The 26,253-nt window shown below is 74.0% G+C and carries 18 protein-coding genes; 11 read left to right on the top strand and 7 right to left on the bottom strand.

Annotation, left to right across the window (positions count from 1 at the left end; translation table 11 throughout):
• The first annotated feature begins 34 nt into the window (after window positions 1-34).
• Window positions 35-1,885, top strand: coding sequence for a translational GTPase TypA (typA, locus tag AMPC_RS02755; protein ID WP_248344158.1), 1,851 nt, complete (start codon window positions 35-37; stop codon window positions 1,883-1,885).
• Here typA and AMPC_RS02750 read toward each other — a convergent pair.
• The 4 genes from AMPC_RS02750 to AMPC_RS02735 all read right to left on the bottom strand — a co-directional run bounded on the left by AMPC_RS02750 (window position 1,875) and on the right by AMPC_RS02735 (window position 6,297).
• A complete protein-coding gene (locus AMPC_RS02750) occupies window positions 1,875-4,238 on the bottom strand; it encodes a YfhO family protein (protein WP_248344155.1) in 2,364 nt (787 codons plus the stop codon). The two genes, typA and AMPC_RS02750, sit on opposite strands and share 11 nt — an antisense overlap.
• A 93-nt stretch (window positions 4,239-4,331) precedes the next feature.
• Window positions 4,332-5,042: a 50S ribosomal protein L3 gene (rplC, locus tag AMPC_RS02745; protein ID WP_248344153.1), complete on the bottom strand. Its 711-nt coding sequence runs from the start codon at window positions 5,040-5,042 to the stop codon at window positions 4,332-4,334.
• Window positions 5,043-5,176: 134 nt separating this feature from the next.
• Window positions 5,177-5,557 carry a response regulator gene (locus AMPC_RS02740; RefSeq protein ID WP_248344151.1) on the bottom strand — a complete coding sequence of 127 codons (381 nt, stop codon included), beginning with the start codon at window positions 5,555-5,557 and terminating at the stop codon, window positions 5,177-5,179.
• 8 nt (window positions 5,558-5,565) lie between these two features.
• The gene (locus AMPC_RS02735; protein WP_248344149.1) at window positions 5,566-6,297 is read right to left on the bottom strand and encodes a sensor histidine kinase; all 732 of its coding nucleotides are present in this window, start codon (window positions 6,295-6,297) and stop codon (window positions 5,566-5,568) included.
• A 341-nt stretch (window positions 6,298-6,638) separates the two neighbouring features.
• Between AMPC_RS02735 and rpoH the strand changes: the two genes are divergently transcribed.
• Window positions 6,639-7,559, top strand: a complete 921-nt coding sequence (gene rpoH / locus AMPC_RS02730) for an RNA polymerase sigma factor RpoH (RefSeq protein WP_248344148.1) — start codon at window positions 6,639-6,641, stop codon at window positions 7,557-7,559.
• Here the strand turns inward: rpoH and AMPC_RS02725 are convergent.
• Genes AMPC_RS02725 through AMPC_RS02715 form a run of 3 tightly spaced genes read right to left on the bottom strand, consistent with a single transcriptional unit; the run spans window position 7,556 to window position 12,850 of the window.
• Complete coding sequence (locus AMPC_RS02725; protein WP_248344147.1) at window positions 7,556-9,919, bottom strand: YfhO family protein; 2,364 nt, start codon at window positions 9,917-9,919, stop codon at window positions 7,556-7,558. The two genes, rpoH and AMPC_RS02725, sit on opposite strands and share 4 nt — an antisense overlap.
• 46 nt (window positions 9,920-9,965) lie before the next feature.
• A complete protein-coding gene (locus tag AMPC_RS02720; protein ID WP_248344146.1) occupies window positions 9,966-11,339 on the bottom strand; it encodes a sigma-54-dependent transcriptional regulator in 1,374 nt (457 codons plus the stop codon).
• Window positions 11,336-12,850, bottom strand: a complete 1,515-nt coding sequence (locus AMPC_RS02715; protein ID WP_248344145.1) for a sensor histidine kinase — start codon at window positions 12,848-12,850, stop codon at window positions 11,336-11,338. Before AMPC_RS02715 ends, AMPC_RS02720 begins: the two co-directional genes overlap by 4 nt.
• Window positions 12,851-13,339: 489 nt before the next feature.
• On the opposite strand from AMPC_RS02715, the gene AMPC_RS02710 reads away from it, so the two are divergent.
• From AMPC_RS02710 to AMPC_RS02670, 9 genes are all read left to right on the top strand, one after another.
• Window positions 13,340-15,499 carry a cytochrome c3 family protein gene (locus AMPC_RS02710; RefSeq protein WP_248344144.1) on the top strand — a complete coding sequence of 720 codons (2,160 nt, stop codon included), beginning with the start codon at window positions 13,340-13,342 and terminating at the stop codon, window positions 15,497-15,499.
• Between the two features lie 14 nt (window positions 15,500-15,513).
• Complete coding sequence (locus tag AMPC_RS02705) at window positions 15,514-16,716, top strand: peptidylprolyl isomerase (protein ID WP_248344143.1); 1,203 nt, start codon at window positions 15,514-15,516, stop codon at window positions 16,714-16,716.
• Between the two features lie 8 nt (window positions 16,717-16,724).
• On the top strand, window positions 16,725-17,846 hold the full coding sequence (locus AMPC_RS02700) for an NHL repeat-containing protein (RefSeq protein WP_248344141.1): 1,122 nt from the start codon (window positions 16,725-16,727) through the stop codon (window positions 17,844-17,846).
• Between the two features lie 230 nt (window positions 17,847-18,076).
• Window positions 18,077-18,838: a cytochrome c3 family protein gene (locus tag AMPC_RS02695; RefSeq protein WP_248344140.1), complete on the top strand. Its 762-nt coding sequence runs from the start codon at window positions 18,077-18,079 to the stop codon at window positions 18,836-18,838.
• Between the two features lie 90 nt (window positions 18,839-18,928).
• Window positions 18,929-19,375 (top strand): helix-turn-helix domain-containing protein, encoded by a 447-nt coding sequence (locus tag AMPC_RS02690; protein WP_248344138.1) that lies wholly within the window; start codon window positions 18,929-18,931, stop codon window positions 19,373-19,375.
• 4 nt (window positions 19,376-19,379) lie between these two features.
• Entirely contained in the window at window positions 19,380-21,779 is a 2,400-nt protein-coding gene (locus AMPC_RS02685) for a coiled-coil domain-containing protein (protein WP_248344137.1), read from the top strand.
• Entirely contained in the window at window positions 21,776-23,503 is a 1,728-nt protein-coding gene (locus AMPC_RS02680) for a hypothetical protein (protein WP_248344136.1), read from the top strand. Before AMPC_RS02685 ends, AMPC_RS02680 begins: the two co-directional genes overlap by 4 nt.
• Complete coding sequence (locus AMPC_RS02675; protein ID WP_248344134.1) at window positions 23,503-24,507, top strand: 6-bladed beta-propeller; 1,005 nt, start codon at window positions 23,503-23,505, stop codon at window positions 24,505-24,507. Before AMPC_RS02680 ends, AMPC_RS02675 begins: the two co-directional genes overlap by 1 nt.
• Window positions 24,504-26,246 (top strand): cytochrome c3 family protein, encoded by a 1,743-nt coding sequence (locus tag AMPC_RS02670; protein ID WP_248344132.1) that lies wholly within the window; start codon window positions 24,504-24,506, stop codon window positions 26,244-26,246. The genes AMPC_RS02675 and AMPC_RS02670 overlap by 4 nt, the downstream gene beginning before the upstream one ends.
• Window positions 26,247-26,253 lie beyond the last annotated feature (7 nt).

Below are 26,253 nucleotides of genomic sequence, written 5' to 3'. Positions count from 1 at the left end.
CCCTTTTCACCCCCCGGAAGCGAGCCCTCACCAGATGACCCCCCGCGAGAAGATCCGCAACGTCGCCATCGTCGCCCACGTCGACCACGGCAAGACCACCCTCGTCGACCACATGCTGCGGCAGGCCGGCGTCTTCCGGACCAACGAGGCGGTCGTCGATCGGGTCATGGACTCGAACGACCTCGAGCGCGAGAAGGGCATCACCATCCTCGCGAAGAACACGGCGGTCAACTACCAGGGGGTGAAGATCAACATCGTCGACACCCCCGGCCACGCCGACTTCGGCGGCGAGGTGGAGCGCGCGCTGCGCCTCGTGGACGGCGTGCTGCTGCTCGTGGACGCCGCCGAGGGGCCGCTCCCGCAGACGCGCTTCGTGCTCTCGAAGGCGCTGGCGATGGGGCTGCCGTCGGTGGTGGTGATCAACAAGGTGGACCGCCAGGACGCGCGGGCGAAGGAGGTCCTCGACCTCGTCTACTCGCTCTACATCGACCTCGGCGCCAACGAGCACCAGATCGACTTCCCGGTCATCTACGCCGTGGCCCGCGAGGGGCGCGCCGCCCACACCGTGGCCGACGCCTTCCACGCCGAGACGCTCAAGCCGCTCTTCGACGCCATCCTCACCCACATCCCCGCCCCGCTCCCCGGCGAGCGCGAGGGGCTGCAGATGCTGGTGGACAACCTCGACTACGACGACTACGTCGGCCGCCTCGCCATCGGGCGCATCACCTCCGGCGTGGCGCACGAGGGCGACGCCATCGCCGTCATCCGCGAGGAGGGCAAGATCGTGCCCGCCCGGATCGTGCGGCTCTACGCCTACGAGGGGCTGAAGCGGACCGAGGTGAAGGACGCCGGCCCGGGCGAGATCGTCTGCATCGCCGGCGCCGAGGAGATCGGCATCGGCGACACCCTCAGCGATCCCAACTTCCCGGTGGCGCTCCCGCGCATCAGCGTGGAGGAGCCGACCATGTCGATGGTCTTCAAGGTCAACGACGGGCCCTTCGCCGGCAAGGAGGGCAAGTACGTCACGAGCCGCAACATCCGCGAGCGGCTCTACCGCGAGGCCTACCGGAACGTCTCCATCCGCGTCGAGGACACCGACTCGCCCGACTCCTTCAAGGTGGTCGGCCGCGGCGAGCTGCAGCTCGCGGTGATCGTGGAGAACATGCGGCGCGAGGGCTACGAGCTCACCGTCTCGAACCCCGAGCCGATCCTGAAGGAGGTCGAGGGCGAGGTGCAGGAGCCGATGGAGCTCCTGGTGGCCGACCTGCCGGCCGACGCCGTCGGCGGCGTCACCCAGAGCATGGGGCCGCGCAAGGGGCGCATGGTGGACATGCAGCCGCTCGGGTCGAGCCGCACCCGCCTGCAGTTCCGGGTGCCGGCCCGCGGCCTCATCGGCTTCCGCAACGAGTTCCTCACCCTCACCCGCGGCGAGGGGATCATGTCGTCGCAGTTCGACGGCTACGAGCCCTGGCAGGGCAAGATCGAGAAGCGGAAGAGCGGCGCCATCGTCTCCGACCGCGAGGGCGACGTGGTGGCCTACGCCTGCTTCTACTGCCAGGAGCGCGGCGCCCTCTTCGTGAAGCCGGGCGACAAGGTCTACACCGGCATGATCGTGGGCGAGCACAGCCACGACAACGACCTCGACTTCAACATCTGCAAGGAGAAGAAGCTCACCAACATCCGCGCCGCCGGCCGGGACGAGAACATCATCCTCACGCCGCCGCGCGACATGGGGCTCGAGAAGGCGCTGGAGTGGATCGCCGAGGACGAGCTCGTCGAGGTGACGCCGCAGTCGATCCGGCTGCGCAAGAAGTTCCTCGACCCGAACATGCGCTACAAGATCGAGCGCGACCGCAAGCGCGGCTCGGCCGGCGTCACCGCCTAGCCCGCGTCCGCCAGAGGGCGAGCCCCCAGGCCGCCCAGGCGGCGAGGGCGACGGCGATCCCGGCGCGCAGCCACGGCGTCCGGTACCGGAACGTCACCCGGTGCGGGCCGGGGCCCACCGCCACCGAGCGGAAGAGCCCGTCCGCCCGCGCGATCGCGGCCGGGGCGCCGTCCACGGCGGCGCTCCAGCCCGGCGCGGTCTCCTCGAGCAGCACCGCCTGCCCGCCGTAGGGCGCGTCGCAGGCGAGCTCCACCTCCTCCGGCCGCCGGACCGTCACCTCGCACGGCGTGAGGGGGGCGCGCTCGGCGCCGGCCGCGGGGGCGGCCTCCCCACCCCCGCCCACCCGCACCACCCGGCCCGGATCGGCGTCGCGGCCCGGCGCGGCCAGCTCGGCGAGCGCCTCCTCGAGCGGCGCCGTCCGCCAGCGCGGCGCGACGAAGGCGCGCGGGCGGACCGGCCCGGCGTCGAGGAGCACGGTCCCGACCTCGCTCTCGCCGACCGCGGGCCAGGGGGTCGTGGCCGCCATGTCGCGGTCGAGCAGCACCCAGGGGACGCCGAACAGGGCCGCGAAGCGGCGCATGCTGATGGAGCGGTGGCCGTCGATGAAGCTCGCGTACGGCCCGCTGAAGGCGCTGTCGGCCCCGGGCAGGCAGGCGAGCCCGTGGAGGGCCGGGAGGTTGGTGTAGGCGCGCTGCACGAAGGCGCGGGCCAGCCGCTCGCCCGAGCCGAAGTCGGCGGGGTCGAGGCGGGAGTACCCGAGGTAGACCCGCGGCCGCGGCCGGCCCGGCGCGACCGCGGCGAGCGCCGGCGCGAGGGCCGCCGGGGGCTCCCAGGCGAGGGCGCGCGGCGCGGTGGGCGCGAAGGCCCGGCCGTTCCAGACCAGCCCGCCGATGGCGGCGGCCGCCGCCAGCGCCGGCGCGAGCGGCCCCAGGCGCGCGTCCTCGCGGAGCGCCAGCGCGCCCACGAAGACGGCGAGGAGGAGCGTCGAGACCGAGCCGGCGAGCAGCGCGAACCGGATGGCGCCGGCGACGTCGAGCGGCGGCACGAGGGCCGCCGCCGCCGGCGCCAGGGCCGCCGCGAGCGCGTCGCCCCCGAGCGCCAGCCCCACGAGCCAGGCGGCGCTCAGCGCCAGCCCCGCCAGCGCCGGGCGGAGCAGCCGGCGCGCCCCGGGCCGGAAGACCTCGTCGAAGCCGGCGCCGGCGAGCGCCGTCCAGAGCACCAGCGCGCCGAGGAGGTGCTTCTCGGGGTAGCGCGCCAGCCGCTCGGGCGGGAAGACCGCCCGGAGCAGGCCGTGCACGGGGGCGTACCTCCCGAGCGCCAGGAGGACGAAGGCGAGCGCGAGGGCCGCCAGGGCGCGGCGGCCCGGCCGCCAGGCGCCGGCCGCGCCGAGCAGCAGCACCGGGATCCCGAGGTGGACCGTCGCCGCCCAGGTCGGCCCCGGCACGCCGCCGCCCCCGCCGCCGCTGGCGTCGGCGACCACCCGGGCGAGGTTGCGCGGGAGCGACGCGTCGCCGAGCGCGCCGGGCCAGACCAGCTCGAGGAGCCGCGCCGGCGGCAGCGACCAGCCCCCGACCATGATCCCCTTGAGCCCGCCGGCCCGGTCGCTCCAGGCCACCAGCGCGAGCAGCGGCAGCAGGGAGGCGGCGGCGAGGGGGAGCGCCGCGGCGCCGGAGAGCGCCAGGTGCACCACCGCCCGCCCCCGCCCCCGCCGGCGCGAGAGCGCGAGGAGCACCCCGAGCGCCAGGAGCCCGCTCGTCACCACGTGGGCCGGCTCGCCCACCGCGAGCTGCCCGGCGAGCGCGGCGGCGAGGAGGAGCCCGGCGCGGACCCGCTCCCGGCGCCCGCCCCCGTCGCACGCCGCCGCCAGCGCCGCCGCCCCCGCCCCGACCCAGGGCGTCCAGGCGAGGAGCTGCGCGTTGTTGTTGGCGGGCATCGACGCCACGTAGCCGCAGGTGAGGAAGGCGGCGCCCCCGAAGAGCGCGCCGCGCGCGCCGGCTCCGAGGCGGCGCGCCAGCACCGCCACCCCGGCCGCGCCGAAGAGGAGGTGCAGCACGATGCCGAGATCGGCGCCGAAGGAGACCGGCAGCACCGCGGAGAGCCACGCGGGCGGGTAGGTGACCCCGTGGATGGGGTTGGCCGCGAACGGCGCCCCGAGCCCCACGCCGTCGGTCCACTCCGGCAGGCGCCCGGCCCGGAGCGCGGCCGCGAGCTCGGCCCGCGACGGCAGGAGGTAGGTGAGCGCGTCGCGCTGGACGAAGGTCTCGCCCAGGAAGAGCACGCGGGCGTACGCCACCGCGGCGAGCCCGGCCAGGCCCGCGAGCACCAGGCCGAACCGTCCGCGGCTCTCTCGCATGGCCGCGCATGGTACCCAAAAAGCGCGAAGGGCGCCGCCGTCGCCGGCAGCGCCCTTCCCGTTTCGACCTCCGCCCGCGAGCGGGCGCGGGGGCTAGACCTTCGGCTTGGCGCGAGCGCGCTCTTCCTGCTTCTTCTTCACCCGCGGCTGGCCCTTGGCGGCGGTGTCGACGAACAGCACCGCGTCGTTGTGGCCCGGGACCGCGCCCTTGACGAGGAGGAGGTTGCCCTCGGCCTCGACGCCGGTGACGGTCAGGTTCTGCACGGTGACCATGTCCACGCCGTAGTGGCCGGGCATGTGCTTGCCCTTCCAGACCTTGCCCGGCGTCTTGCGCTGACCGATCGCGCCGATGTGGCGGTGGTGCTCGTGGGCGGTGGAGGAGTCGCGCGCGGCGCCCTTCATGCCCCACTTCTTGAAGACGCCGGCGAAGCCGCGGCCCTTGGTCAGGCCGGAGACGTCGATGCGCTGGGCGATCTTGAAGACCTTGTCCACCGTGAGGACGTCGCCCGCCTTGAGCTCGCCGAGGAGCTTCGCGTCCTTGACGCGGACCTCCTTCACGTGGCGGAAGATCGGGGTGCCGGCCTTCTTGAACACGCCGACCTCGGCCTTGGTGAGCCGGTGCGCGTGCTTCTCGTCCACCGCGTCGTAGCCGAGGACGACGGCGTCGTAGCCGTCCTGCTCCTTCGTCTTGCGGCGGACGACGGTGCAGGGACCGCAGGAGAGCACCGTCACGGGGATGCAGTCTCCGTTCGCGTCGAAGATCTGCGTCATGCCTACTTTTTTGGCCAGAAGACCGGTCGCCATGTGTACCTCGCAGTGGTCCGCCCCGCGGCGTAGGGCCGGGAAGGACGTGCCGTTGGAAAGGCGGTGCTTTTACTGGAACGGCCCCCGGGCGTCAAGGACGGCCGCGCAAGCCGTGCGCCCGCCGGCGCGGCGCCTCAGGGCGACGCGGCGTCGGCCCCCGCGCCGTGCACCAGGTCGGCCACCTGGGCGAGCAGGACCTCGATGTCGAAGGGCTTCGCGAGGTAGCGCCTCGCCTGGACGCTCGCCGCCCGCGCCGGGTTCCCCTCGGCGGAGATGACGATGATGGGGATGCCGTCGAGGCGGCGGCTCCGCAGCTCCCGCGCGAAGGTGGGCCCGTCCATGACCGGCATCATCAGGTCGAGCAGGATGAGGTCGGGCCGGCGGCGCATCACCTGCTCGAGCGCCTCCGCGCCGTGGCGCGCCCGCGCGACGTCGTACCCCTCGGCGTCGAGGATGTCGCAGATGGCGTCGAGGATGTCGGGGTCGTCGTCGACGACGAGGACGCGCGAGCGCATAGGGGGGGTCAGTGTCCCTCCTGCCGGTCGATCTCCGCCGGCAGGTCTCGTGACGGGAGCTCGAGCAGCAGCGCTCCCTGATCCAGGGCGAGGCGTCCCCCCATGGCCGCCACCGCCCGCTTCGACATCACCAGCGCCAGCGCCCGCCCCGTCGGATCCGAGGGAGAGCCCTTGTGCGGCTCCTCCAGCGCCTCCCCGGGTACCGGGGCGCCGGAGAAGCGCAGCGAGGAGGTGCCGTCGCCGGACGCCCCCTCCACCTTCGCGGTCGCGCCCTCGCGGGTCACGGCCGACAGGATGCCGTCCACCGCCCGCTCGAGCAGGCCGCGGTCGGCCCAGGCGGCGAGGTCGGCCGCCACCCGCACCTCCGGCGGCGCGCCCGGGGAGCGCGCGGCGACCGCCTCGACCAGCTCCAGGAGCGGCACCGGGTCGAGCCGCACGGCGAGCCCGCCGACGGCGAGCCGCTCGGACAGGAAGTGGTCCTCGACGAGGTGCCTGAGCCGGTTGAGCGAGCGCAGGCACATGCCGGCGAGCTTCTCCCCGCGCGCGCCGCCGCGGTCCTCGGGCGTCAGCTTGGCGAGGAGCTCCGCGCTCCAGAGCGCGGTGGAGAGCGGGTTGCGCATCTCGTGCGCCACGAAGCCGAGCTGGCTGCCGCGCAGCTGCAGCCGCCGCTCTGCCTCACCGTCCGGTTCTGGTTCGAGGTGCTGCGCGGGGGCAGCCTCGAATGCGTCTCGCTGGGACACTCGTTCACCTTCCAATGGAGACGCTAGCGCCGCATCCACCCGACGATCTAGGCGAATATGGGAACGGCCCGCCCTCCAGGCAAGGGGGCGAGCCACAGTTTTTTTGGCAGGGATCCCGATAGGTTCGCTGCACCCTGAAAAAACGACAGGCTAAAAACCCCGCTGGGTCGAGGTTTTTGGCGGACCCTGTAAAAACTATGGGCTCCAAGTTACAGGGAACCACCCCACCCTCCCAGGCACTTGCGGAGCAAGAGTCCGTCGCCTAAGGGGAAATCACAATTACCCTGAAGTGGCATACGGGTTGCTCCCGTGTAGGTCCGCCGCCCCCACGCGGAGGACCGATGAAGCGTACCACCCAGAACGGCATCACCTCCCTCGATCTCTACCTGGCCGAGATCAACCAGTTCCCGCTGCTCTCGGCCGAGGAGGAGCAGGCGCTCGCGCGCGAGTACCAGCGCAAGGGAGACAGCCGCGCGGCCCACCGGCTCGTCACCGCCAACCTGCGCTTCGTGGTGAAGGTGGCGCACGAGTACCGCTCCTACGGCTTCCGCATGCCCGACCTGGTCCAGGAGGGCAACATCGGTCTCATGAAGGCGGTGCAGAAGTTCGATCCGGCCAAGGGGATCCGGCTCATCAGCTACGCGGTCTGGTGGATCCGCGCCTACATCCAGAACTACATCCTCAAGTCCTGGTCGCTCGTGAAGCTCGGCACCACCCAGGCGCAGCGAAAGCTGTTCTTCTCGCTCGCCCGCACCCGCCGCGAGCTCGACCGCCACAGCGTCGAGCAGGGCGAAGGGTCGGACGGCCGCGACGCCGACAAGGTCGCCCGCAAGCTGCACGTGAAGACGGGCGAGGTGCACGAGATGGAGCAGCGGATGGACGGGCGCGACGTGTCGCTCGACGCTCCGCTCGGCGAGGACGGCACGCAGACGCACGTGGACTTCGTGGCCAGCAAGGGCCCCCAGCAGGACGACGAGCTCTCCGGCGCGCAGGAGCAGGAGATCGTCTCCGGCCGCGTCGCCGCGGCCCTGGCGCGGCTCGACGAGCGCGAGCGGTTCATCATCGAGCAGCGCGTCATGTGCGACCGCCCGCTCACGCTCAAGGAGCTGGGCGAGCACTTCGGCTTCTCCCGCGAGCGCGCCCGCCAGCTGGAGATCCGCGCCAAGGAGAAGCTGCGCGAGGAGCTGCAGACGCTGGCCGCCGAGATCGACTGGCCCACCGACGGCAAGCCGGTCGAGATCGACGACCGCGCGGCCGCCTAGCCCGGCGCGGCGCGCCCCCTCCGGCGCAGCCGCGTCAGCGCCAGCCCCCAGGCCGCCCAGGCCGCGAGCGAGATCGCGGCCCCGAGCCGCAGCCCCGGCGTGCGGTACCGGAACACCGCCCGGTGCCGGCCGGGCTCGACCTGCACCGCCCGGAAGAGCCCGTCCGCGAGCGCGATCGGGGCCGGGCGGCCGTCGAGCTCGGCGGTCCACCCGTCGGCGAGCTCGTCGAGGAGCACCAGCTGGCCGCCCCGCGGGGCCTCGCAGCGCACCTCCACCCGCTCCGGCTCCGGGCTCGCCGCCTCGCACGGCACGAGCGGCCCCTCCGCGCCGCCGGGCGGCAGCGGTCCCGGCCCGGCGAGCACCACCAGCGCCGGGTCCGCCTCCCGCCCGTCCGCCGCCAGCAGCGAGAGCGCCTCGTCCTCGGTCGCGGCCCGCGCCCAGCGCGGCGTCACGAAGGCCCGGGGCCGCACCCCCGGCGCCCGCTGCAGGCTCCAGCCGTCCGGTCCGGCGGCGATCGCGGGGAGCCCCGTCGCCTCCGACATGGGCCGCTGGACGTAGACCCACTCGACGCCGCAGAGCCGCGTCAGCGACTCCCAGGTCATCCGCGGGAAGACGGTCGCCCAGAAGCGCAGGGCGCGCCGGCTCTCCGAGGGCTCGAACCCCGGGAGCGCCGCCACCCCGAAGCTGGCGGGCACGTTCGGCTCGAGCGCCTCGCGGAAGAGGCGCGCGAAGTCGGCGCCGTCCTCGACGCGGGTGCGCATCGCGAACCCCTCCGGCCGCATGAGCCGGGGCGGCGGCCGGCCGGGGCTCGCCGGGATCGGGGCGAGGGCCGCCGGCCGGCTCTCCACGAGGGCGCGCGGCGCGACCAGCACGGCCGACCGGACGAGCCCCACCGACGGGAGGAGCGCCCCGGCCGCGGCGAGCCCCGCCGCGAGGCCGCCCAGGCGCGCCCGGGCTGCGAGCCCCAGCGCCACCGCGAACGCCGCCGCGCCCGCGGCGCCGGCGAGCCCGCCCCGGACCGCGGCCTCGACCCCGCCGGCGGCGTCGAGCGGGAGCGCCAGCGCCTGCGCCCGGGCCGCCACCCAGCCGGCGGCGACCGGCCGGAGCGCGCCCAGGCCGAGCGCGGCCGCGGCGAGCCCCGCGGCGGCCGCCCACGCGCCGGCGCGCAGCCCTCTCCCGGCGCGGCGCTCCTCGAAGCAGCGGGTGAACCCGACTCCCGCGAGCGCCGACCAGAGGACGAGCGCGCCGAAGACGTGCTTCTCCGCGTAGCGCCCCAGCTGCTCGGGGAGGAAGACGGCGCGCCAGGCCGGCCAGACGGGTGTGTGGGCGCCGAGCGCGAGCAGCAGGAGCAGGCCGGACCCGGCGAGGAGGCCGCGCAGCCGCCGCTCCCGTCCGGCCCAGGCCGCGAGCAGCAGCGCCGGCGCGCCGGCGTGGAGCAGGAGGGACCAGAAGGGCTCGCCGCCGCCCGGGGCCGGCGCGAGCGCGCGCGCCAGCCACCCCTGCCCCGCCGGATCCCCGAGCGCGCCCGGCCAGACGAGCTCGACGAGCCGCAGCGGGTGCAGCGCCCAGCTGCCGGCCTGCGCGCCCCGCTCCGAGAGGCGGGAGCTCCCGGCGAGCAGCGCGGCGGCCGGGAGCACCGCGACGGCCGCCAGGAGGAGGGCCGCGGCGCCCGAGGCCGCCAGGGCCCCGAGCGCTTCGAGCCGGCGCGGGCTCCGCGCGAGGAGCACGACGCCGGCGAGGTAGGCCGCGCCGAGGGCGCAGAGCGGCTCGCCGGTGGAGAGCTGGAAGGCGAGGGCCGCCGCGAGCCAGGCGGAGGCGGCGGCGAGCGCGCGGCGCCGGTGCGGCCCTTCCTGCCCGGCGGCTGCGGCGAGCCCCTCCGCCGCCCAGGCCACCCAGGGCGTCCAGGCGATGGCGGGGCCGAGCCCGTTCACCAGCACCGAGCCGGCGTACCCTCCGAGCGCGAGGCTGGCCCCGGCGAAGAGCGCGCCCAGGCGCGCGGCCCCGAGCCGGGCCGCGAAGGCGGCGGCGCCGAGCCCCGCCACGAGGAGGTGGAGGACCGACCAGGCCGCGAGCCCGCCCGGGCCGGGCAGCGCGGCGGCGAGCCAGCCGAGGGGCGTCGCCACGGCGTGCACCGGGTTCGCGGCGAAGGCGGCCCCGAAGCCGACCCCGTCCATCCACTCGGGCCAGCGGCCCGCCGCGAGCGCCCGCGACGCCACCTGCCAGGCCGGCAGCATGTAGCGCAGCGCGTCCCGCTGCACCCAGGCGCCGCCGAGGAGCACCGGCGCCCAGGCGAGGCCCAGCAGGGCGGCGAGGGCGAGCGCGACGCGAGCGAGGCCGGACGGGCACCCGCGCGGCGTCACCGCCCGCACTCCCGGCGGCCCGCGTCGGCGGCGGCGCAGGCGCGGCTCACGCCATCCCGTGCTTCTTCAGCCGGTACCGGAGGGTGTCGCGGCTGATGCCGAGCAGCCGGGCCGCCTTGGACTGGTTCCCGCTGGCGCGCTCCATCGCCTCCGAGATGAGCTTCCGCTCGACGTCCTCGAGCACGATCCCCTGATCCGGGACCGGCGGGACGAGCTTCTCCGGCTTCTTGGGCTGGACGCGGCGGAGCTCCGGCGGCAGGTGCTCGGGGCGGAGCTCCTCGGCGCTGGCGTGCAGGATGAAGGCCCGCTCGACCACGTTGCGCAGCTCGCGCACGTTGCCGGGCCAGTGGTACCCGGCGAGCGCCTCCATGGCGCCCGACGAGATCCCCTTCACCGCGCGCTTCATCTCCTGGTTGAAGCGGGCGATGAAGTGCGCGGCCAGGATGGGCACGTCCTCGGGGTGCTCGCGCAGCGGCGGCACCTCGATCCGCACCACGTTGAGCCGGAAGAACAGGTCGGCGCGGAACCGCCCCTCCTGCACCCGCTCCTCCAGGTTCACGTTGGTGGCGGCGACGACGCGCACGTCGGTCCGGAGCTCGTGCACGCCGCCCACGCGGCGGAAGGTCTTGTTCTCGAGGAGCCGCAGCAGCTTCGCCTGCCCGCCCGCCGGCAGGTCGCCGATCTCGTCGAGCATCACCGTGCCGCCCTCGGCGCTCTCGAACAGGCCGCGCTTCTGGGCGTGCGCGTCGGTGAAGGCGCCGCGCTCGTGGCCGAAGAGCTCGCTCTCGAGCAGGTGCTCCGGCAGGGCGGCGCAGTTCACCTGGAGGAAGGGGCGCTCGGCGCGGGAGGACTCGAAGTGGATGCTGCGGGCCACCACCTCCTTGCCCGACCCGCTCTCGCCCTCGATGAGCACCGTGGTGGCCTCGGAGGCCGCGAGGCGCGTCACCATGTTGCGCACCTGCTCCATCCCCGCGCTCCGGCCGACGAGGGCGTCGAGCGCGCTCTGGCGCCGCTCGCTCGTCAGCGCCGCGATCTGCCGGCGGGTGCGGGCGGTGGCGAGGGCCCGCTGCACCGCGGCGTCGAGCGACTGGAACGGGAACGGCTTCACGAGGAAGTCGGTGGCCCCGTGCTTCATCGCCTCGACCGCCACGTCCACGGTGCTGTGGGCCGACATCATGAGCACCGTGACGTCGGGGTGCAGCGCCAGCGCGCGCTGGAGCGTGGTGAGCCCGTCGATCCCCGGCAGGCGGACGTCGAGCAGCATCACGTCGGGCGCGTTCGCCGCGACGAGCTCCAGCGCCTGCTCGCCCGACTCGGCCGAGAGCACCTCGTACCCGTCGCGCTGCAACCGCTCGCCCACCGACCAGCGGATGAGCTTCTCGTCGTCCACCACCAGGATCCGTGCGGCGGCGCTGCTCATGCGGCGTGCTCCGTGGCGCGCTCCGGGCCCTGCCCTGGCCGCGCCTGCTGAAGGGTGATGGCGAAGACGGTCCCGCCGCCCGGTGGGCAGCGGTAGCCGATGTTGCCGCCGTGCTCGGCCACGATGCGCGCGCTGATGGCGAGCCCGAGCCCGTTGCCCTCGCGCTTCGTGGTGAAGAACGGCTTGAAGAGGTGCGGGCGCAGGTCGGCCGGGATGCCCGGGCCGGTGTCGGCGATCTCCACCGTGACGCGCTCCTCGGAGAGGAACGAGCGGACGGTGAGCGCGCCCTCCCCGTTCATCGCCTGGCACGCGTTGAGGCAGAGGTTGAGGAAGACCTGCTCGAGCTGGTTCGGATCGGCCAGCACCGCCGGGAGCCCCGGCCCGAGCTCGGGGCGCACGTCGATGGACGCCGCCTTGCGCTGCTGGCGGATGAGGAAGAGCACCTTCTCGAGCGTGGCGTTCACGTCGGTGGTGCGCAGGCGCGCCTTCGGCGGCCGCGCGAAGCTGAGGAGGCTCTCCATGGTGTGGCCGAGCCGCGCCACCTGGTGGCGCATCTCGCCCACCATCTCGGCCTGCCGCGGCGAGGCGGCGAGGTCCTCGGCGAGGAGCTCGAGCGCGCCCGAGAGCCCCGCCAGCGGGTTCTTGATCTCGTGGGCGAGGCCGGTCGCGAGCTCGCCCACGGCCGCGAAGCGGTCGGCGCGCACCATGCGCTCCCGGTAGAACGCCTCGAGCTCGGCCTGGCTGCGGCGCAGGGCCGCCAGCATGGCGTCGAAGCCCCGGGCCGCGACCCCGAGCTCGTCGGGGCGGCCGTTGTCCGCGCGCACCGCGAGGTCGCCCGACTCCGCCTGGCGCATCGCCCCGACCAGCCGCCGCAGGGGCGCGATCGACTCGCGGCCCTGGAGCCACCAGGCGATGGCGAGGAGCACCACGAAGGCCACCGTCGCGCTGAACGCGAGCGTGTGGCCGAGCTTCGCCTTGAGCTGGAGGGCCGGCGCGCGCGTGAACCGCAGGTCGAGCCAGCCGTTCACGTGCGACTCGGCGCCGTGGCAGCCGGCGCACGCCTCGGCGTTGGGGATGGGCTGCAGCACCGCGTACTGGCCCTCGTTCCCGCCGGGGGCGGCGAACACCGAGATGCCGGAGATCTTGCGCAGGTCGCCCCAGGGGCGGGTGCCGACGAGGGATCCCTCCGAAGAGACCCGGACCTCGCCGTCGCCCCGGATGACGCTCACCGTCTCGAGGTCGGCCCGGTGGCGCGCCACCATGGCGAGCATCTCGGGCAGCTGCTCCGGCGTGCCCTGCAGCATCACGTTGGTGACGCCGCTGGTGATCATCCCGGCGAAGAACTCGGCCCGGTCGTGCAGCCCCCGCTCCATGTCGGCCCCGTAGACCTGCACCGCCGCCACCACCATCGCCGCGAGCACGACGGCGAAGAGCACCGCCGTCGGGAGGAGGATCCGGGCCCGGAGGCTGGAGGCGAGGCTGCGCCAGAGCTGTCGCAGGAAGGGCATCATGGGCGTCGGCGCGGACCGGCCGCGCGAGGCCTCCCTAGTATCGCAAGGTCCGGACCACAGGTGGGTGAAATCGCGCGATCTGGGGGTCGCCGCCGCGAAAGTTGGGTTTTTCGGCCCATCGTCGCGTCACTTGACCTATGCACGGATCGTGCAGCCCGGTTTTCCGCCGGCTGAACTTGCGCCGGCACGCCGTCCCGTCGCCAACTCGCGCAAGAATTGCCGGAGCTCCGGTGACCCGGGGAGGCGATCTTCCCCCCGCGGAGCCATCCTCCGCAACGGCGCCTGGAATCGGTCGCTGGCCGGACCGCCGCGCCGGCGCGGCCCCTCACGTGGCAGCGCCGGTTTGGCGCCGGGCGCAGGTGCCGTTCGACCCGGCGCACCGCCCGGCTCCGGCGACCTTCTTCGCACATGCACCCACCACCCCGCCGCGGCACCCCAATTGCAGGCGGAGCCACTTGGAAAACCACCTCTCGACCGGATGATCCGCTGATGCGCTTCAGGAAGAGTCCCGCGCCCGCCACGACCGCCCGCAAGCCATGCGCCGCCCCGCGTCGCCACGCCGCCCGGTCCGCGCGTCCGGTCGGCCCGGCGCTGCTCGCCGCGGCCGCGGCCACCCTGCTCGCGGCCGGGCTGGCCACCGCGCAGGGCACCCCCGCCCCCCCGGCCCGGACCTCGCCCCCCGCCGCCAAGCCGGCCGCGGCGCCCGCCCCCACCCCGCTCACGGCGACCCCGTCCGTGCGGTCCGGCGTCGGCACCCGCGCCACCGCCGGCCTCACCGACAACTGCGCCGCCTGCCACGACTACAGCGCCCGCCGGCTCCCCCACCCCGCCACCCAGAAGCGGGCCTGCGCCGGGTGCCACGTGCCGGCCACCGGCGGCAAGAAGCGCGGGCGCTGCCAGTCGCAGTCGGTCCAGGCCTGGCAGCTCGCGAAGCCGGTCCAGGAGCTCTGCACGGAGTGCCACGGCGAGGTGATGAAGAAGGCCTCGTCCCTGACCGTCCGTCACGACGTGCTCAACAAGGGCCGCTGCGCCCAGTGCCACGACCCGCACGGCGCCGATCAGCCGGTGCTGCTGCGCGCCAGCGGCAAGGCGCTCTGCCTGCGCTGCCACTCGAACCGGTCGCCCCCCGGCACCGAGCGCCGCATCGACCTCTCGAAGCGCGTCGTCCACCGCGCGCTCGAGAAGAACGAGTGCCAGGACTGCCACGACGCGGGGCACGGCGGGAAGAACGCCTTCCTCCTCAAGAAGAACCAGCCCGAGCTCTGCTACGGGTGTCACAAGCGCATGGACCAGGGCAAGGCGGTCCACACCGCCGTCCGCCAGGGCGAGTGCCTCGTCTGCCACGACCCGCACTCGAGCGACCACAAGGGGCTCCTCAAGAAGCCGCGCGACCAGGTCTGCTTCGCCTGTCACGAGGTCGAGCCGCTCCTGACCCGGCCGGTCAAGCACGCGCCGGTGGCCGAGGGCAAGTGCCTCGACTGCCACGACTCGCACAACGCCGAGCTGCCGCGCGTGGTGCTCCTCCCCGGCAAGCAGCTCTGCCTCAAGTGCCACGACGCCCGCTCGCCCAAGGGCAAGGGGACGCCGAGCGAGAAGGCGCGCATCGACTTCACGAAGAAGGTCCAGCACAAGTCGGTGGTGAAGGGCGAGTGCCAGGACTGCCACGTCTCGGGACACTCCGGCGACAACCTGAAGCTGCTGCGCCAGCCGCCCGCCGACCTCTGCTACAAGTGCCACAACCGCAAGGACACGCAGCGCTACACGCACAGCGCGCTGCGGGTCGGCGACTGCGCGGTGTGCCACCTGCCGCACACCACCGACAACCGCGCCCTCCTCTCCAAGCCGGCCCTGAAGGACGTCTGCTTCACCTGCCACCAGGACGACGTCACCGGCCGCGCCGCCGTCCACAAGCCGGTCGGCGAGGGCAAGTGCGACGAGTGCCACAACGCGCACGGGGCCCAGAACCGGAACGTGCTCACCCGCGGCGAGGGCAAGGCGGCCTGCTACTCGTGCCACAAGGTGGTGGACAACGTGAAGGTCCGCCACGCGGCGCTCGACCGCTACGGCTGCGCGGTCTGCCACGATCCGCACGGCGCCGGGCAGAAGTTCCTGCTCCCCAAGAACGTGAACGCGCTCTGCATCTCCTGCCACCCGGACAAGCCCGACGGCCGCCACGTCACGGCGATGGTGCCGAAGGGGCACGTGGTGGGCGGGCCCATCGACCCGCGGCGCCCCGACCACGCCTTCACCTGCGCCAGCTGCCACAACCCGCACGGCTCGGACAGCCCCCGCCTCTTCTACGTGGGCGACAACGCGATGGAGTCGTGCGACGCCTGCCACGGCGACCGCACCGGCAAGCACCCCGAGCTCAAGAACGTCATCTCGCGGGCCAAGGCGAACCAGGGCTCCGCCGGCGGCGGCGGCCCGGGCGGCGGCGCGCCGGGTGCCGGTGGACCCGGCGCCGGCGGCCCTGGCGGCGGCGCGCCCGAGCCGGGCGCCGGCTCCGACCTCCCGGGCGCGGGCGCCGACGCTCCTGGCGCGGGCGCCGACATGCCGGGCGCCGGCGGCGGCGACGAGCCGGGCTCCGGCGCCGACATGCCGGGCGCGGGCGGTGGCGACGAGCCGGGCTCCGGCGGCAGCCTGCCTTGAGGTAAGGTGGCCGCATGCTCTCCTTGATCCTGGCGACGACGCTCGCCCTCTCCGGCGAGGCGGTCGCCGCCCGCGTGGACCAGCAGCCCATCCTCGCCGCCGAGGTGCAGGACCAGCTCCGGGGCTCCCGGGGCGCCGCCGCCTCCGGCACGCCCGCCGAGGCGGTGGACGTGCTCGCCGCCGAGGTCCTCCTCGCGGGCGAGGCCGAGCGGCGCGGGCTCCCGAAGGACCCGGCGGTCGCCGCGGCGATCGACGCCGAGCTGCAGCGGCTCGCCACCGAGCGCTTCCTCGCGAAGGAGGTGGACGGCGCCGTCCGCGTGGACGAGGCGACGCTCCGCGAGTTCTTCCACTCGCGCGCCGACGTGGTGCGCCTCCACGAGATCGTGGTCTCGACCGAGCCGCAGGCCCGGGCCATCCTCGACCGGCTGGCGAAGGGCGGCTCCTTCGCGGCCGAGGCGCGCAACTCGCTCGACGTCCGCAGCGCCCCGAACGGCGGCGACCGCGGCGACGTGGCCCGCGGCGACCTCGACCCGGCGCTGGCGGCGGCGGCCTTCCAGGCCCCCATCGGCAAGGTGATGGGCCCGGTGACGCTCCAGCTCGGCGTCGCGGTCTTCAAGGTCACGGCGCGCAGCATCGGCGCGGAGCAGGAGTACGCCGAGAAGCGGGCCGGCCTCGAGCGCTTCGTGCGCCAGCAGAGCGCCGCCCAGATGCGCCACCACTACCTCACCGCGCTGCGCGCCAAGGGGGGCGTGAAGCTCGACGAGGAGTTCCTGCGGGGCATGGGCGCGAGGCTGCGCCCCAGCCCGGAGGAGGGCCGGCACGTCCTCGCCACCGTGAACGGCGCGCCGGTGCGCTACGCCGACATCCTCCCGGACCTGCTCTCGCTCTCGCGCGGGATCGAGGGCGGACACCTCTCCGGCCCGAAGGTGAAGGCCCAGGTGGCGTGGAGCGTCATCGATCGCAAGCTGCTCGACGGCGCGGCCCGCCAGCGCGGCTTCGACAAGGATCCCGAGGTCGCGCTGCGGCGCGCCGGCGCCCGCCGGATGGTGCTCGCGCGCACCCTCCTCGAGCGGCTGCGCGGCGGCGCCGAGACCGCCCCCGCGCAGCGGGACGCGGCGGCGGTGAAGCTCCTCGACGAGCTCCGCGCCAAGGCCCGGATCACCGTGGACGACGCGGTCCTGCAGCAGGTCGCAACCCAGCACGTCGCAACGAGGTAGCCGCCCCCATGAACCAGAAGATCCGTCTCCTCCCCCTCCTCGCCACGTTCGCCCTCGCCTGCGCGGCGCAGCAGAAGAAGTCCGAGGTCGTCTGGCCCGACCCGCCCGAGGTGGCGCGCATCAAGTTCGTCCGGGCCTTCCGGACCAACGCCGATCTGGACGACTCGGGCTGGGCCAAGTTCCAGCGCGGCGTGATCGGCGGCGACAACAGCATCACCCTGCAGCAGCCGATGGGGCTCGCGATCTCGGACGACGGCAAGCGGATCTACGTCGCCGACTACCAGGGCTGCTCGGTCGTGGTCGCCGACCTCGAGAAGAAGTCCCTGGCCCGCTTCGCCCCCGAGGACCCGTTCGCCTTCCCGTTCAACGTGGCGCTCGACGGCGAGGAGAACGTCTACGTCACCGAGCCCACGACGCGGCTCGTCCGCGTCTTCAACAAGGCCGGCAAGCGGCTCCGGGCTTTCGGCGACAAGGACCTGGTGCGCCCCACCGGGCTCGTCATCGACCGCGCGCGCAAGATCCTCTACGTGGCGGACACGGCCAAGGTCGACTCGGACCTGCACCGCGTCCTCGTCTACTCCCTGGCCGGCGAGAAGCTGCGCGAGGTGGGCAACGGGAGAGGCAGCGACGAGGGCCAGTTCAACTTCCCGAGCTACCTCGCGCTCGACGCCCAGGGCAACCTGTACGTCGGCGACACCATGAACTTCCGGATGCAGGTGTTCGACGCGGAGGGGAAGTTCCTGCGGACCTACGGCCAGCCGGGCACCGGGCTCGGCACCTTCGCCCGCATCAAGGGCATCGACTTCGACGGGTTCGGCAACCTCTACGTCGCCGACGGCGAGCACTCGGTGGTCCAGATCTTCAACCGGGACTTCCAGCCGCTCATGTACTTCGGCGGCTACGTCAACGCGCTCGAGTACTTCGACATCCCGAGCTGCCTCGCCGTGGACCGGAAGACCAACCGCATCTACGTGTGCAACGAGCACTACGCCCGCGTGAACGTGTACGACCTCATCAACACCAAGGCCGAGGACTCCGCGGCGGCCTCCGAGGACGGCGCCGGCGGCCCGGTCACCGGCGGCAGCGCGGGCGCTGAGCCGGCGACGGGAGCGTCCGCCCAGGCCCATTGAGTCAGGTCGGGTGGGGGACGACGCGCACACCTGGGCGATAACACCCAAAGAGGAAGGGCGGCAGCAAAAAACCCCAACGTTTCTCGCTGTAGCCGAGCGGCACACGCGTTGCAACCTTCCGAATCGGCGACCGGCTTCGTTCCTGCGGGCGGCGCCGAAAAGCGGTCGGGCATGGTGCCCACCGCAGCCAAGCCTCGGGGCCTGAGTCGCCCCATCGGAGGGAGCAGTAAATGCGTAATCTTCTGAAGTTTCTCGCGGTGGTCGCGCTGGTGATGCCGCTCGCCGGGCAGGCTCAGATCAAGAACAGCCGGCACGACCTCTCGTCCTCGAACTCCACCAGCGGCGCCGTGAAGGCGACCTCGGTCGACCAGGTCTGCATCTTCTGCCACGTTCCGCACAACGCGCAGACCACCCTGGCGCTCTGGAACCGCAAGAACCCGACCTCGACCTACACCTGGACCGACTCCATCAACAACGGCAAGACCTCGCAGGGCACCACCCTGCCGACCACCGCCGCTCAGTTCAGCGCGAACGGCTCCCTCCGCTGCCTCAGCTGCCATGACGGCTCGATCGCCCTCGGCGACGTCATGAACATGGGCGGCTCGGCGACCACCATCGCCATCACCGACCAGGCGAGCCGCACCAGCGGCGGCAAGATCGTCGGCACGAGCCCGTACGACATCGGCGTCGGCGGCGACCTCCGCAAGAACCACCCGGTCGGCGTGCCCTTCCCCGGCCAGACCGGCACCACCGCCCCGGTGGGCGCCAACCAGTACTACGGCGCCACCAACACCGGCTGCAGCACCAACAGCGGCGGCGGCTGCGTGAACAACGGCACGGCCGGCAAGGCCCTCCCGCTCTACCTGAACTCCGGCAACGCCCTCCAGATCGAGTGCGCCAGCTGCCACGAGCCGCACAACACGGCGAACGGCACGTTCCTCCGCGCCTCGAACGCCGGCAGCGCCCTCTGCCTCACCTGCCACCAGAAGTAAGCTCCTAGGGAAAAGCGCGGGGCGCGATGCGCTCCGCGCTTTTTCCGCCTCAGGACTCCGCCAGAATCTCTCGGAACCGGCGCTCGCACCATGCTCAGAAGAACTTCCATCCGCGAGATCAAGGGCCCCGGCGGCGCCCTCCAGGTCCGGCCGGAGGACGAGGCGGCCGCCGACCTGGCGATGCTCATCGAGGGCGAGACCAGCGGCCGCCCGCTCCCGGTGGTCCTGGCCGAGTTCGGCCGCTCGCGCAGCACCTACTACGAGAAGCTCCGGCGCTTCCGTGAGCAGGGACTGAGCGGGCTCCTGGCCCGGCCTCCCGGCCCGCGCGGCCCCTGGCGCCGCCCCATGGCCGTAGTCCAGTTCATCGTCACGGCGCGCCTGAAGGAGCCCGAGCGCAGCGCCGCCGCCATCGCCGACGACCTCGCGCGGCAAGGTCACGCCGTCTCGGTCCGCAGCGTCGAGCGGACCTTGAGCCAGTTCGGTCTCACCCGCCCGCCGCGCACCGCCCCCCCCCGCTCTCCCTCCCCGCGAGACTGACCGCGTGTCCCTCCGGCTCGTCGCCGCTACCGTCCTGCTCGCGTCCGCCTCGGCCGCCTGGGGCAGCCCGTTCCCTGCGCGGGGCGGCACGACCGGCCTGCTCGACGTCCCGGACGCCGAGACGCTGCCGGCCGGACAGGGACTGGTCGGGGGTGAGCTACGGCTGGATCGGCATCCCTCGGGCCCGCCCGACATCGGCCCGATGCCCTTCTCCATCGTCGGCGGGACCGGGCACGGCTTCGACCTCGGCTTCTCGCTCCGCGAGTGGGGCAGCCCCGGCGACCCGCACCCCTCCCCGCTCCTCTTCAACACCGCCCTCAAGCTCCACCTGACCGACGCGACCGAGGGATTCCCGGCCCTCGCCATCGACGCGGTGGCCGAGCGCTTCAACTGGCACGCGAGCGGCGCCACCCACCTCATCGCCTCGACCCAGGAGACGAACCGGGTCCGCTTCGCCGGGTTCGCCGGCGTGGCCGGCCTCGGCCGCCCCGGCGCCAGCGGGATCTCCGCCGGCCTCGCCGCGTCGCTCTCCCTGAACGGCAAGACGGAGCTCGTCGCCGAGGGGCTCACCAATCCGGGCGGCTCGCTGTTCGGCGCGTCGGTGCGTTACAACCTCACCCCGATCACGGGCGTCTCGCTCGGCCTGTCCTGGCTGCCGCAGGAGAGCGGCGTCCGCTTCAGCCTCGGCTTCGGCTTCGCCTCGCCGACCCGCTCGCGCCGGAGCGTGCGGCAGGGGCCCGCCAAGCCGGCGGCCGCGAGCGCGGCCAAGGGCAAGCCCCAGGGTCCCGTGTTCCTCGACGATCGCCCGCACTTCCGCATGAAGCTGCGCGGGCCGGGCGCCGCAGACCAGGATCCGCGCCACCTCCAGTACGGCCTCGTGGTCGCCTCCACCACCGCGCCGGTCGCGGCGCAGCAGGCCGCGCCCTCCCGCAGCTCCGTCCGGCAGGTCACGCTCTCGCCGGATGAGCAGGCGGGGCGCGACCTCGATCGCCGCTCCGAGCAGCTCGACGCGCGCGAGCGCCGCCTCGCCACCGCCGAGGCCGGGCTGAACGCGCGCGACAAGGAGCAGGCGACGCGGGTCCAGGAGCTCGCCCGGCGCGAGCAGAAGCTCGCCGAGAAGCAGAAGGCCCTCGACGCCCGCGAGCGGAGCGTGCGCCCCGGGACGCCCAGTGACCGCGAGCGGCAGCTCGTCGTCAGCGAGGGCCAGTTCCGCAACGCCGAGCAGGACATGCAGGCGCAGCAGCAGGCCCTGCGCGCCATCTCCGAGGCGGCCTCCCAGCGCGAGGTCACGGCCCGCGCCCGGGACGCCACCCTGCGCGCCGAGCTGCAGCGGCTCTCGAGCGCTCGCGCGCAAGAGACCAGCTCCGCGCGCCTGCTGGAGCTCCGGCGGCAGCTCGTCTTCCAGCGCAACGCGGCCCTCTCGAACGTGGAGGAGCTGCTGGCGGCCCGCTACGAGCGGCAGGACGCGGTCGAGCGCTCCCTGCGGGTCGGGTCCGAGCGGCTCGACAGCTTCGAGAAGCGGCTCGGCGTGCACGCCGATCGCCTGGCGCTGGCCGAGCAGCGGCTCGCCGCCGCCAGCAGCCTCGCCGCCGCGACGGTCGCCCCGGGCGCCCCCAAGCCGCCGGCGGGCGCCCCCGCGGCGGGCGTCCCGGCCCCGAGCGCGACCGCCCCGCTGGCCGCCGGCCGCCCGAAGCTGCAGCTCGGCGAGCCCACGCGCCTCGAGCTCACGCAGAGCCAGGCCGCCGCGGCGCCCGTCCCGGCCGTCGATCTCGGCGAGGCGACCGTGCTCGCCGGCACGGCGATCTACTTCGCGGACGCCTCCGCCGCGATGCAGGACCTCGATCGCGAGGCCCTCCTGGGCATCGCCCGGCTGGCCCGCGACGGCGTGACCGTGCTGGTCCGCGCCCGGGCCCGCGACGAGGCCACGCTGCCCGAGGCCGCCCGGCGCGCCGACGAGGTCCGGGCGGCGCTGGTGGCGAACGGCGTGCAGGCCCGCGCGGTGGTGGTCCAGACCTCGGTCCGGGCGAGCACGGCCCACGTGGACGTCGTGGTCTCGGCGCTCCGCGGCGGTCCCGCCGTCTCGGCCCGCCAGGCGAAGGCCGCGGCCGACCTCCTCACCGCGGACGCCGCGGGGCGGCGCCGGCTGCGCGAGGCGCTCGCCTCGCACCAGGCCGACCTCGACCGCTGCGCGGCCGCCGCCGACGCCCGCGCCACCCGCGGCGCGATCCGGCTGGTGGTGTCGGCCGACGGCATCCTCTCCCAGGCCTCCGCGGACGAGACCATCGGCGGCGCGAAGCTCGCCACCTGCCTCCGCGAGGCGGCGACCGGCTGGATCCTCCCGCCGAGCGCGGCGCCCTACCGGACGGAGCTCCCGGCCACCCTCGTGACCGGGGCCAGCCGATGAGCCGCTCCCTCGTCCTCCCCGCGCTGCTGGCGGCCGCCGTCGCCACCCCGTGCCTCGCCTTCGACGTCTCCGGCGCCATCAACGCGGAGTACTGGCGTTCCGACACCTGGAGCGCCGACAGCCACTCGGCCGCGCCGGTGTGGGATCTCGGCGGCTCGATCGCGGTCCACGGCAGCCCCATCCGCCAGGACCTCCTCGACCTGAGCGGCAACCTCGACTACCGGCACACCCGCACGCTCTACAGCGAGGCCAGCTCCACGGGCCAGAACTTCACCTACGCCGGGTCCGCCAGCCTGTTCCGCCGCTCCCCGCTGTCCCTGGGCATCGGCGCCTCGCGCAACCGCTACGACTTCACGAGCGATGGCGCGTCCGCCACCACCGGCACGACCTTCAGCTCCAACGAGACCGCCAACCTGGGCCTCCAGATTGCGAACCTGCCCACGGTCGGGGCGACGGTGATGCACACCACCACCGAGAACACCGGCTTCGCGGGGCTCAACAACAAGACCGACTCCACGAGCATGGCGGCGAGCCTCAACCAGACGCTCGGGCCCCACACCTACGCGGCCGCCTACAACACCAGCTGGAACAGCGGCAACTACTCGGAGAACAACTACCGTCTCCACTACCTCAACCTGCAGGAGACCAGCGAGATCTCCAAGGACATCCAGCTCCGGGTCAACGACAACTACCTCCTGCGCGACCCCACCCTGCAGGCGAGCAACAACCCCCGGATCGACGACAACGCCTTCGGCACCTCGCTGAGCTGGAAGCTCAACCCGGTCGTCACGACGCAGCTCGCCTACAACTACCACCACGGGGTGGTGAGCGCGCCGTCGGCCCTCGATCGCGAGTACCTGAACCACGGCGTCTCGACCAACGTCGGCTACGCCTACACGCGCTCCCTCTCGTTCAACGCCAACCTCGGGTTCAACAACAACCAGGAGCGGCTCGGGGACACCAACCGCCGGGCCAGCGGCGAGCAGATCGGCGGCGGGGTGAACTGGTTCTCGATCCGGGGCCCCTGGCAGTACAACGCCGGCGGCCAGCTCAACGTGGGGCTCCTGCACGACCAGACCGGCACCAACGGCGGCTACGGAGCCAGCGCGACGACCAGCGTCTCGCGGCGCTGGGAGCGGCTGGTCGGCATGCTCGGGTACAGCGGCTCCTACAGCACCAACCTCTCGGCCGTGAGCGGCTGGACCTTCTCGCACACGGTCACCGCCAACGCCGACGTCGACGTCGGCGCCGGCGTGCGCCTCCAGAACAACCTGACCGCCAGCGCCTCGCGCCAGCAGGATCCCCTGCTCGGCACGAGCTTCAGCCGGAACGTCTCGTTGCTGAGCTCGACCTCCTGGCGCATCTGGCGGGTCTCGCTCAGCGCCGGCCTGACCGACGGCCTCTCCGGCCAGCCGGCCGGGATCGCGGACGGGCTCTTCATCCCGGTCGCCTACAACTCCCACTCGGCGTACGCCTCCGTCTCCACCGGCGTCACCCCTGCGAAGAGCCTCTCGCTCAACGCCTCCGCCCGGTACGTCACGACCAGCGCGCCGGAGCGCGCGACCAACTCCGAGACCGGCCTGACCGGCACCCTCGGCTACAACATCGGAGCGGTCACCTTCTCGCTCGAGGACCAGTACTCGACCGGCGGCAGCTCCGGCATCACCCAGCGCGGCAACCTCTTCATGGCCCGGATCTCGCGGTCGTTCGGGGCCTCCTTCTGATGAGGCGGTCTGGCCCCGGCGCGGCGGCGCTCGCGCTCGCCCTGCTGTCCGGCTGCGCCCACGCGGCCGCACGGCCCATCCCGGAGGCGCCGCGGCCGGCCTGGCCCGCGCCCCCCGCGGCCGCGCGGCTGCGCTGGGAAGGCTGGGTCGCCACCCGCCCCTTGCGCGAACCCTCCTGGTGGGAGCGCGTGCTCGGCGCCGTCACCGGAACCGAGCCGGGCGGGGCGGCGCCCGTGCTCCGGCGACCGTTCGGCCTGGCGGCCGAAGGTGATACCCTGTTGGTAGCCGACCCCGATGGCCCGAGCGTCCTCAGCGTGAACTGGCAGAGCGGCACCTCCAGCGAGATCCCCTGTCCGAGCCACCCCTGGGAGGCCCCCATCGCGGTGGCCCAGGACGCGTCGGGGAACCGCTACGTCGCCGACGGGCCGGCGGTGTTCCGGATCACGCCCGAGGGCGAGTGCCGCAAGCTGCCGGTCGCGCTGCAGCGCCCCACCGGTCTCGCCGTCGCGGCGAGCCGGCTCTACGTCGCCGATCCGCCGGCCCATGCGGTGGTCGTCCTCTCGCTGGAGGGGCGTGAGCTGTTCCGGTTCGGCCGCCGGGGCGAGGGCGAGGGTGAGTTCAACTTCCCGACCGGCATCGCCGCCCAGCCCGGCGGGACCCTCGCGGTGGTGGACGCGCTGAACTTCCGGATCGTCCGGGTCACGCTGGAAGGCAGCTGGCTCGGCAGCTTCGGGGAGGCGGGCGACGAAGAGGGGCAGTTCGGTCGGCCGAAGGGGGTGGCCGCCGACGGGCGTGGCAACCTCTACGTCAGCGACGCCCAGTGGGACGTGGTGCTGGTCTTCGACCGCGAGGGGCGCTTCCAGTACGCCGCCGGCGAGGAGGGCGACGGGCCGGGCGAGCTGCGGTTCCCCGCCGGGCTCGCCGTCTCGGGCGACCGGCTGTTCGTCGCCGACGCCCTCAACCGCCGCCTGCAGCAGTTCCAGATCGTGGAGGGCCACTCATGAAACGGATCCTCCTGCTCGCGCTGCTCGCGCTGGCCCCCGGGCTGGCAGCCGCGAAGTCCGGGCTCCTCGAGAGCCGCCACAACCTCTCCGCCACCGGTCCGGGCTCGATCCGCTCCACCACCGAGAAGCGGGCGTGCATCTTCTGCCACACGCCGCACAAGGGCGCGTCCGGGACCGAGAACCGGCCGCGCTCGCAGGCGCTCCACCAGCACTACCGCAGCAGCACCATGGCCTCCCAGGGCGCCCAGTCCGCGAGCGGCGCCTCGCGGACCTGCCTCTCCTGCCACGACGGCACGATCGCCATCGGCCAGACCGTCTCCGGCGGCTCCATCCCCATGCTCGGGACCGGGCCGGGCGGGCGGATCCCGACCAACCGCCCCGCCTACCTCGGCAGCGACCTCTCCGGCTCGCACCCCGTCTCCTTCAAGCCCATGCCGGCCGGGAAGACCCGCGATCCGGTGCGCGGCGATGCGGTCAAGCTCGACCGGGGCGGCAACGTGCAGTGCACCTCCTGCCACGACCCGCACAGCGAGGACGGCGATCCGGAACAGCCGAAGTTCCTGGTCAAGTCGAACAAGCGATCGGCCATCTGCTCCTCCTGCCACACGCTCCCGAACTGGCCCAGCAGCTCCCACCAGCTCCAGACCCGGAACTTCGGCATCCGCTCGGTCAACCCCGCGGTGGTGTCGGACATGGCCGAGAAGGGCTGCGCCGCCTGCCACGCCCAGCACAACGCGCGCGGCGCCCGGCTGGTCAAGGGCGGCCGGGCCGACGGCGACGACAAGGTCTGCCTCGACTGCCACGACGGCCGGACCGCGCCGCTCGACGTGAACCGCGAGATGGCGAAGCCCTGGTCCCACGCCGCGCCCAGCTCCGGCCCGTCCGGCCACGAGGCGAGCGAAGGGCCGCAGAGCGCCTCCAACCGGCTGCCCGAGCCGAACGCCGGGATCCCGCGCCACGTCGCCTGCGTGGACTGCCACGACCCGCACTCGGTCAGCGCGGTGGACGCGACCGCGCCGCGCGCCTCCGGGGCGCTCGCCGGCGTCTGGGGCATCGACCGGAACGGCCAGCGGGTCGAGCCCGTCAACTACGAGTACGAAGTCTGCTTCAAGTGCCACGCCGACAGCATGAACCAGCCGCAGGGCCGGGGCGGCAGCTCCGGCGGCACCGTGCGCCGCCTCGTGACCGAGGTGAACCTGCGCCGGGTCTTCGACCCCTCCTCGCCCTCCTCCCACCCGGTGATCGGCCCGGGGCACAGCGCCGACGTGCCGAGCCTGGTGAAGGGGCTCACCACCGCGAGCCAGATCTACTGCAGCGACTGCCACGCCTCGAACGGCGCCGGCACGGGCACGGTGCCGAAGGGCCCGCACGGCTCGATCTACCCGCACCTGCTCGAGCGGAACTACGCCACCGCCGATCGCACCCCGGAGAGCCCGGACGCGTACGCGCTCTGCTACAAGTGCCACGACCGGACGGTGCTGCTCTCGTCGCAGTCCGGGTTCAAGCTCCACGCCCGCCACGTGGTGGACCAGAGCACGCCCTGCTCCGTCTGCCACAACGCGCACGGCGTCACCGCGGCGGCCGCGAGCAGCCAGGGCGGCGCGCACCTGATGGACTACGACGTCTCGGTGGCGCGCCCCGGCCCGCGCGGAGCCCTCCGCTACACCAGCCGCGGCGCGCGCAGCGGCACCTGCTCGGTGAGCTGCCACGGCGCGCAGCACGACGAGCGCGCCTACTAGGGGACGG

Origin of the sequence: Anaeromyxobacter paludicola, from assembly GCF_023169965.1 — a bacterium.
Taxonomy (GTDB): Bacteria; Myxococcota; Myxococcia; order Myxococcales; family Anaeromyxobacteraceae; genus Anaeromyxobacter_B; species Anaeromyxobacter_B paludicola.
Note: the sequence above shows the minus strand (reverse complement) of the source record. Positions and strands in the feature narration are given on the sequence as shown.

Coding starts and splice junctions, on each gene's coding strand:
- typA (WP_248344158.1), top strand. CDS start 35: ATGACCCCCCGCGAGAAGATCCGCAACGTCGCCATCGTCGCCCACGTC.
- AMPC_RS02750 (WP_248344155.1), bottom strand. CDS start 4,238: ATGCGAGAGAGCCGCGGACGGTTCGGCCTGGTGCTCGCGGGCCTGGCC.
- rplC (WP_248344153.1), bottom strand. CDS start 5,042: ATGGCGACCGGTCTTCTGGCCAAAAAAGTAGGCATGACGCAGATCTTC.
- AMPC_RS02740 (WP_248344151.1), bottom strand. CDS start 5,557: ATGCGCTCGCGCGTCCTCGTCGTCGACGACGACCCCGACATCCTCGAC.
- rpoH (WP_248344148.1), top strand. CDS start 6,639: ATGAAGCGTACCACCCAGAACGGCATCACCTCCCTCGATCTCTACCTG.
- AMPC_RS02720 (WP_248344146.1), bottom strand. CDS start 11,339: ATGAGCAGCGCCGCCGCACGGATCCTGGTGGTGGACGACGAGAAGCTC.
- AMPC_RS02715 (WP_248344145.1), bottom strand. CDS start 12,850: ATGATGCCCTTCCTGCGACAGCTCTGGCGCAGCCTCGCCTCCAGCCTC.
- AMPC_RS02710 (WP_248344144.1), top strand. CDS start 13,340: ATGCGCTTCAGGAAGAGTCCCGCGCCCGCCACGACCGCCCGCAAGCCA.
- AMPC_RS02705 (WP_248344143.1), top strand. CDS start 15,514: ATGCTCTCCTTGATCCTGGCGACGACGCTCGCCCTCTCCGGCGAGGCG.
- AMPC_RS02700 (WP_248344141.1), top strand. CDS start 16,725: ATGAACCAGAAGATCCGTCTCCTCCCCCTCCTCGCCACGTTCGCCCTC.
- AMPC_RS02695 (WP_248344140.1), top strand. CDS start 18,077: ATGCGTAATCTTCTGAAGTTTCTCGCGGTGGTCGCGCTGGTGATGCCG.
- AMPC_RS02690 (WP_248344138.1), top strand. CDS start 18,929: ATGCTCAGAAGAACTTCCATCCGCGAGATCAAGGGCCCCGGCGGCGCC.
- AMPC_RS02680 (WP_248344136.1), top strand. CDS start 21,776: ATGAGCCGCTCCCTCGTCCTCCCCGCGCTGCTGGCGGCCGCCGTCGCC.
- AMPC_RS02675 (WP_248344134.1), top strand. CDS start 23,503: ATGAGGCGGTCTGGCCCCGGCGCGGCGGCGCTCGCGCTCGCCCTGCTG.
- AMPC_RS02670 (WP_248344132.1), top strand. CDS start 24,504: ATGAAACGGATCCTCCTGCTCGCGCTGCTCGCGCTGGCCCCCGGGCTG.